The 6,106-nt window shown below is 38.5% G+C and carries 7 protein-coding genes; all 7 read left to right on the top strand.

The genetic code is table 11. The features are described from left to right. The first annotated feature begins 58 nt into the window (after nt 1-58). On the top strand, nt 59-838 hold the full coding sequence (gene ku, locus BM253_RS16965) for a non-homologous end joining protein Ku (RefSeq protein WP_091526676.1): 780 nt from the start codon (nt 59-61) through the stop codon (nt 836-838). Between the two features lie 52 nt (nt 839-890). Continuing rightward, nucleotides 891-1,514, top strand: a complete 624-nt coding sequence (locus BM253_RS17455; protein ID WP_091526674.1) for a DNA polymerase ligase N-terminal domain-containing protein — start codon at nt 891-893, stop codon at nt 1,512-1,514. Nucleotides 1,515-1,581: 67 nt separating this feature from the next. Beyond that, nucleotides 1,582-3,429, top strand: a complete 1,848-nt coding sequence (gene ligD / locus BM253_RS16955; RefSeq protein ID WP_245758530.1) for a DNA ligase D — start codon at nt 1,582-1,584, stop codon at nt 3,427-3,429. 361 nt (nt 3,430-3,790) lie between these two features. Next, nucleotides 3,791-4,015, top strand: coding sequence for a hypothetical protein (locus BM253_RS16950; RefSeq protein ID WP_091526669.1), 225 nt, complete (start codon nt 3,791-3,793; stop codon nt 4,013-4,015). A gap of 3 nt (nt 4,016-4,018) precedes the next feature. Then, nucleotides 4,019-5,185: a zinc-dependent alcohol dehydrogenase gene (locus tag BM253_RS16945; protein WP_091526667.1), complete on the top strand. Its 1,167-nt coding sequence runs from the start codon at nt 4,019-4,021 to the stop codon at nt 5,183-5,185. Between the two features lie 27 nt (nt 5,186-5,212). Then, nucleotides 5,213-5,944 carry a DNA-formamidopyrimidine glycosylase family protein gene (locus BM253_RS16940; protein WP_091526665.1) on the top strand — a complete coding sequence of 244 codons (732 nt, stop codon included), beginning with the start codon at nt 5,213-5,215 and terminating at the stop codon, nt 5,942-5,944. After that, the coding region (locus tag BM253_RS16935; RefSeq protein ID WP_143095707.1) for a DUF72 domain-containing protein at nt 5,941-6,106 on the top strand (166 nt) is incomplete at its 3' end. The genes BM253_RS16940 and BM253_RS16935, both read left to right, overlap by 4 nt.

The following is a 6,106-nucleotide window of genomic DNA, read 5'->3' as shown; positions in this document are numbered from 1 at the left end:
TGTATTGATTTTAAACCACATTGGAAGGAAAATTGCGGTATAAATTAAAAAAGAAACTATGAGAGCAATTTGGAATGGAGTCGTAGGCTTTGGTTTGGTAAATATTCCCATCAAGTTGTATTCGGCTACAGATTCCAGTACGCTGGATCTGGATATGTTAGACAGTAAAGATTTAAGCAACATACGGTTTAAACGTATAAACGAAAATACCGGCAAGGAAGTGGTTTGGGAAGATATCGTTAAGGGATACAAGCTAAACGATAAATATATTGTACTGGAAGATCAGGATTTTGAAGCGGCAAGCCCCGAAAAATCTAAGATACTTTTTATTACGCAGTTTGTAAAGGAAGCAGATATCGATTCGGCATACTTTGAAACACCTTATTTTCTGGAACCTCAAAAGAACGGCGAAGGTGCTTACACTCTGCTGCTTAAAGCGTTGATTAAAACCAAAATGGCAGGCATAGGATCTTTTGTGTTACGCGAAAGGGAAATTTTGTGTTTGATCCGTCCGTACCAAGGTAAGGTTTTAATGGTAAACCGTATGCGCTATCCCGAAGAATTACGAGATTTCGAAGATTTAAAACTTCCGGCAAAAGCTCCTAAAGCTGCCGAGTTAAAGATGGCAGAACAGTTGATAAAATCGCTTTCGGCAGACTTTAATCCCGAAGATTATAAGGATACCTACAATGCCGATTTGCTTAAAATTATTAAACAAAAAGCAAAAGGTAAAAAAGTAAAATTATCCGAAGTAAAAGAACCCGAAGGCAAAGCAACGGATCTTATGGCAATGCTGAAGGAAAGTTTGGAAAAAGGAAAGAAAAAGAAAGCAGGTTAATTGTTTTGATAAATATGTTTTGATGCACGAACAGTAACTAAATTGAACAAAGATGCCTTTAGAAGATTACAATAAAAAACGGAATTTCAAGGAAACATCCGAACCGGAAGGAAAAGAAAAAGCCAGCGGAACTAAATTAAAGTTCGTAATACAACGCCATGCTGCTACAAGGCTTCATTACGATTTTCGACTGGAAATGGATGGTGTGCTAAAAAGTTGGGCGGTTCCCAAGGGTCCGTCATTAAACCCCGCAGATAAAAGGCTGGCAATGATGGTGGAAGATCACCCGTATTCCTACAGAACTTTCGAAGGCAGCATTCCAAAAGGAAACTACGGTGCCGGCGAAGTAGAAATTTGGGACGAAGGAACTTATGAACCCATAGAGAAGGTCAAAAGCAAGACAGATGATCTGGTAATGCGCGCCGAACTGCACAAACAGTCGTTAAAATTCGTGCTGCACGGCAAAAAATTAAAAGGGGAATTTGCTTTGGTAAAAATTAAAAATTCTAAAGATGAGAACGCTTGGCTGCTCATTAAACATAAAGATAAATATGCTGTTGACGAAGAGTACGATGCCGAAGAACATACAGCTAAAAATTCTAAAGTAACCGCTTATCTTAAAGAGAAGAGCAGTAAAAAAAAAAAAGGAATCCACCAGCGGAATAAAACATTATAAAAATTACGCACCTGCACTTTCGGGTGCTGCAAAACTTGCGGAATTTATCCAGCCCATGCTGTGCAAAGTGGCAGAAAAACCTTTTGATGACGCTGAATGGGCATTCGAAATTAAATGGGACGGTTACCGTGCAGTTGCCGATTTAAGTAAAGATGATATCCGTCTGTATTCCCGAAACGGAATCGATTTTTCAAAGAAATTTAAAAAAGTAGCCAATTCCCTAAAGCTTCAGGAACATCAAATGGTGCTCGATGGCGAAATTGTTGCGTATGATGATAAAGGTAAACCGAATTTCCAATGGTTGCAGCAAATTGCAGATAATCCCAAGCTGGTTTTGGCGTATCAGGTTTTCGATCTGCTGTGGCTTAACGGTCATTCAACCGAAGGTTTGTCGTACCTGCAACGTAAAGAATTGCTTAAAGATGCTTTAATTGAAAATGAGATCATAAAATTTAGCGACCATGTATTGGAAAAGGGCAACGATTTTTTTCGGGCGGCAAATGATATGGGCTTGGAAGGAATAATCGCAAAAAAAACCGATAGTATTTACAGGGAAAATGTGCGCAGTTCCGAATGGCTTAAAATAAAAATCCATAAAAGTGATGAAGCGGTTATTTGCGGTTTTACCGAACCAAAAGGTTCCAGAAAGAAATTCGGCGCCTTAATTCTTGGTAAGTATCTAAATAACGATATGGTTTTCTGCGGGCACACTGGTGGCGGTTTCAACGATAAATCTCTTGCAGAAATATACGAAAAACTACAGCCTTTGGTAACCGAAAAATCGGTGTTTAAGATTACTCCCAAAACCAATACAAAAGCAACCTGGGTAAAACCGGAAATGGTTGCCGAAATTAAATTTACCGAACTTACCAAAGACCACATCTACCGTCATCCCATATTTTTAAGGCTTCGTGAAGATATTGAACCAAATGAGGTGTCATTTACTACCAATCAAAAATCAAAAAAAGAAAGCATGAAAGCAGCATCTAAAAAAAGAACAGGCAAAGATGATGTGGTAAAGAAAATAGGAAAACAAGAACTGAAACTTACCAACCAAAATAAGGTTTATTTTCCTGACGATGATATTACCAAAGGCGAGGTAATTGCGTTTTACCAAAGCATTTCGCAGTATATTCTTCCGCATCTTAAATCGCGCCCGCAATCTATGAATCGATACCCAAACGGAATTAAAGGGTTGAGTTTTTTTCAGAAAGATGCTTCAGACGAAACCCCCGATTGGATTGAAACCCAGAAAGTTTTCTCTGAAAGTTCCGATAAATACATCAATTATATTATTTGTAATGATAAGGCAACGTTGGCGTATTTGAACAATTTGGGGTGTATCGAACTAAATGTGTGGACAAGCAAAATCCAGAAAGCAGACAAGCCCGATTATTTGGTATTAGATTTAGATCCGTCAGCTAAAAATACGTTCGATGATGTGATTGAAACAGCACAGGCTGTTAAAGAAGTGTTGGATCTGGCGGGTATCGAAGGATATCCTAAAACATCGGGTAGTTCCGGAATTCACATCTATATTCCCATGAACGGTAAATATTCTTACGAACAGGTGAAAGATTTCGGACATCTTTTAATGCAGTTGGTTCAGGAAAAATTCCCCGAGTTAACAACATTAGAACGCAGTCTTCAAAAACGCGATAAAGATAAAATCTACCTCGATTATCTGCAAAACCGTCGCGGACAAACCTTGGCGAGTGTCTATAGTTTGCGTCCGAAAGCAGGTGCGCCGGTTTCTATGCCGTTGGAATGGGCTGAGGTTAAAAAAGGATTGCAGCCTACCGATTTCAATATTTACAACGCATTGCATCGAATCAAGGACAAAGGCGATTTGTTTAAACCCACTTTAGGTAAAGGAATTGATATGCTGAAAGCTATTAAAAAAATATCCAAGTAACGATAAGTTGGAAAAACCATCGGGAACTGTTTCTATAAATTGCGTATTTATTCAACACCCGCATAAAATGCCAAATTTTAAGTCATTCTCCTTTTTATGCTTTTACGATATTATAATAGTATTAAAAGTTAATTTTTAATTATAACGTTTTGTTTTTAACAAAAATATTATTTTTTGTATTGTAAATAGGGACTATGCTACATATAGCAGTTCTTCAATTAAATGTTAAAAATTCAGTTGGGTACAGTTGGGTCTTGCCAGCTAACGATGCGGCGTCTATCACATTAATTTGCGATTATTTTTAACTGAATAAGGATCAAAATTTGAATTAAAAATTACAATAACTCAAAATTTTTAAGCTATGAACAAGGATAGAAAAGAAATTCCGGAAAACGACAAAAATAAAAACACAAGCCCAACAGATATTAAGGGAAAAGATGTGCACGATGCCAACCAGACCAATTCTGGTGCAGGCGGATCGCAAATAAAAGAAGGGAGTAATTTACTGCCAGAAGATGCCGATAAAGTGCCTGATCAAAATACTGATCAACAAAAAGAAATACGAAAAGACAATCCAAAAAAGTAGCGTATGAAAGCAGCAGTTATACACGCTCCGAGTAAAATTACCTGTGACAATACCGAAGATCCGGGCATTAAAGAGTCAACCGATGTTATATTGAAAGTAACGGCAACCGCTATTTGCGGATCAGATCTTCACATTTATTCCGGCGGATTTCCCCAACCTAAACCCATGATTTTAGGTCATGAATTTATGGGAATTGTAGAAGAAGTGGGTAAGGATGTCAAGAATTTGAAGAAAGGTGACCGTGTGGTGGTTCCGTTCCCAATTGCCTGCGGTTCGTGTTATTTTTGTAACAGCGATCTTCCGGTTCATTGCGAAAACAGCAACCATGAACATTATGGTCCCGAAGGTGGTCTGCTTGATCAGAAAGGCGGCGGATTGTTTGGTTATACCGATCTTTATGGTGGATACGATGGCGGTCAGGCACAGTTTGTTCGTGTTCCGTACGCCGATGTCGGTCCAAGAAAAGTACCCGATTCATTGACCGATGAGCAGGTTCTTTTTTTAACGGATATTTTCCCAACCGGTTATTCGGGTGTAGATTGGGCTGAAGTTAAAGGCGGCGAAACCGTTGTTATTTTTGGTGCAGGTCCGGTGGGTATCATGGCAGCTAAAAGTGCATGGTTACGCAGTGCAGGCAGGGTCATTATTGTTGATACCTTGCAGTACCGGTTAAACAAGGCGGTTGCCGCAGCCAACTGTGAAACAATTTTATGGACAGATGCCGATGAAGTTGTGGAAAAAATCAGACAGAAAACGCAGGGTAGAGGAGCCGATGTTTGTATTGAAGCCGTAGGTTTTGAACCCGACCGTAATTTAGTGGATCGCGCGAAAGCACTGATCAATTTCGAAAAAGGATCTATTAAGGTTTTAGAAGCTTGTATGAGTGCAGTGAGAAGAGGCGGTATCGTCAGCGTTTTGGGCGTGTATCCTACGTATTATGATAATTTTCCTGTTGGTCAGTTTTTCGATAAAGGAATCACTTTACGGGGCGGTCAGGCGGTTGTTCACAAACATATCGACAAGCTGTTGCAGTATGTGATCGAAGGAAAAATTGTTTTGGACGATATCATTACACACCGACTGCCATTAACTGAAGTTGCACATGCGTACGATATCTTCAAAAACAAAAAAGAAGATTGCGTAAAGGTGGTTTTAGATCCTTGGGCTTAATTTCTAATTTGAATAAATATAATTAAAATGCCCGAAGGTCCAAGTATTGTTATCGCAAAAGAAGAAATGACGGTCTTTATTGGCAAAAAGGTTGTTGAAGCAACCGGTAATGCTAAAATTGATATGGACAGAATTGAAGGAAAGGTGCTTGCTGATGTAAAATCATGGGGTAAGCACCTGCTTCTTTGTTTTGATGATTTTACGGTGCGTATTCATTTTCTGCTTTTTGGAAGTTATCTTGTGAATGAAGAAAAATCAGCAACGATACGTTTGGGATTGGTTTTTAAAAGCGGACACATTAATTTTTATGCGGCTGCGGTAAAAGTGTTGGAAGGCGATGCGGATTTGCATTACGATTGGTCTGCTGATGTTATGAGCGATGAATGGGACCCGTCTAAAGCAATTAAAAAAATAGCAGATCATAAAGAAGAATTGATATGCGATGTATTGTTAGATCAGGATATCTTTTCGGGTGTAGGTAACATCATTAAAAACGAGGTTTTGTTTAGAACACGAGTAAATCCAAACTCAATCGTTGGAAAAATTCCTTCTAAAAAAATAAAAGAAATCGTTGAACAGGCAAGAATTTACAGTTTCGATTTTTTAAAGTGGAAGAAAGAGTATCAACTTAAAAAACAATGGCTGGTACATACTAAAAAAGAATGTGCGCAATGTGGCGAGCCGTTGGTAAAAGAATATACAGGTAAGAAAAAACGTAGGAGTTTCTTTTGTACCACTTGTCAAAAATTATATGTATGAGTACAACAAAATTTTTTGTGGGATGTTCAAGTTTCGCAACAGCCTCTTGGAAATCAGTCTTCTATCCAAATGATCTTCCAAAAAAAGAGTGGTTTACCTATTATTGCAACTATTTTAATACGTATGAATTCAATGGGTCGTTCTATCGATTTCCTACCGCTG

Source organism: Paenimyroides ummariense (genome assembly GCF_900115115.1).
Classification (GTDB): Bacteria; Bacteroidota; Bacteroidia; order Flavobacteriales; family Flavobacteriaceae; genus Flavobacterium; species Flavobacterium ummariense.
Note: the sequence above shows the minus strand (reverse complement) of the source record. Positions and strands in the feature narration are given on the sequence as shown.

Bases quoted from the DNA above. Each gene is read 5' to 3' on its own strand.
- ku (WP_091526676.1), top strand. From the start codon at position 59: ATGAGAGCAATTTGGAATGGAGTCGTAGGCTTTGGTTTGGTAAATATT.
- BM253_RS17455 (WP_091526674.1), top strand. From the start codon at position 891: ATGCCTTTAGAAGATTACAATAAAAAACGGAATTTCAAGGAAACATCC.
- BM253_RS16950 (WP_091526669.1), top strand. From the start codon at position 3,791: ATGAACAAGGATAGAAAAGAAATTCCGGAAAACGACAAAAATAAAAAC.
- BM253_RS16945 (WP_091526667.1), top strand. From the start codon at position 4,019: ATGAAAGCAGCAGTTATACACGCTCCGAGTAAAATTACCTGTGACAAT.
- BM253_RS16940 (WP_091526665.1), top strand. From the start codon at position 5,213: ATGCCCGAAGGTCCAAGTATTGTTATCGCAAAAGAAGAAATGACGGTC.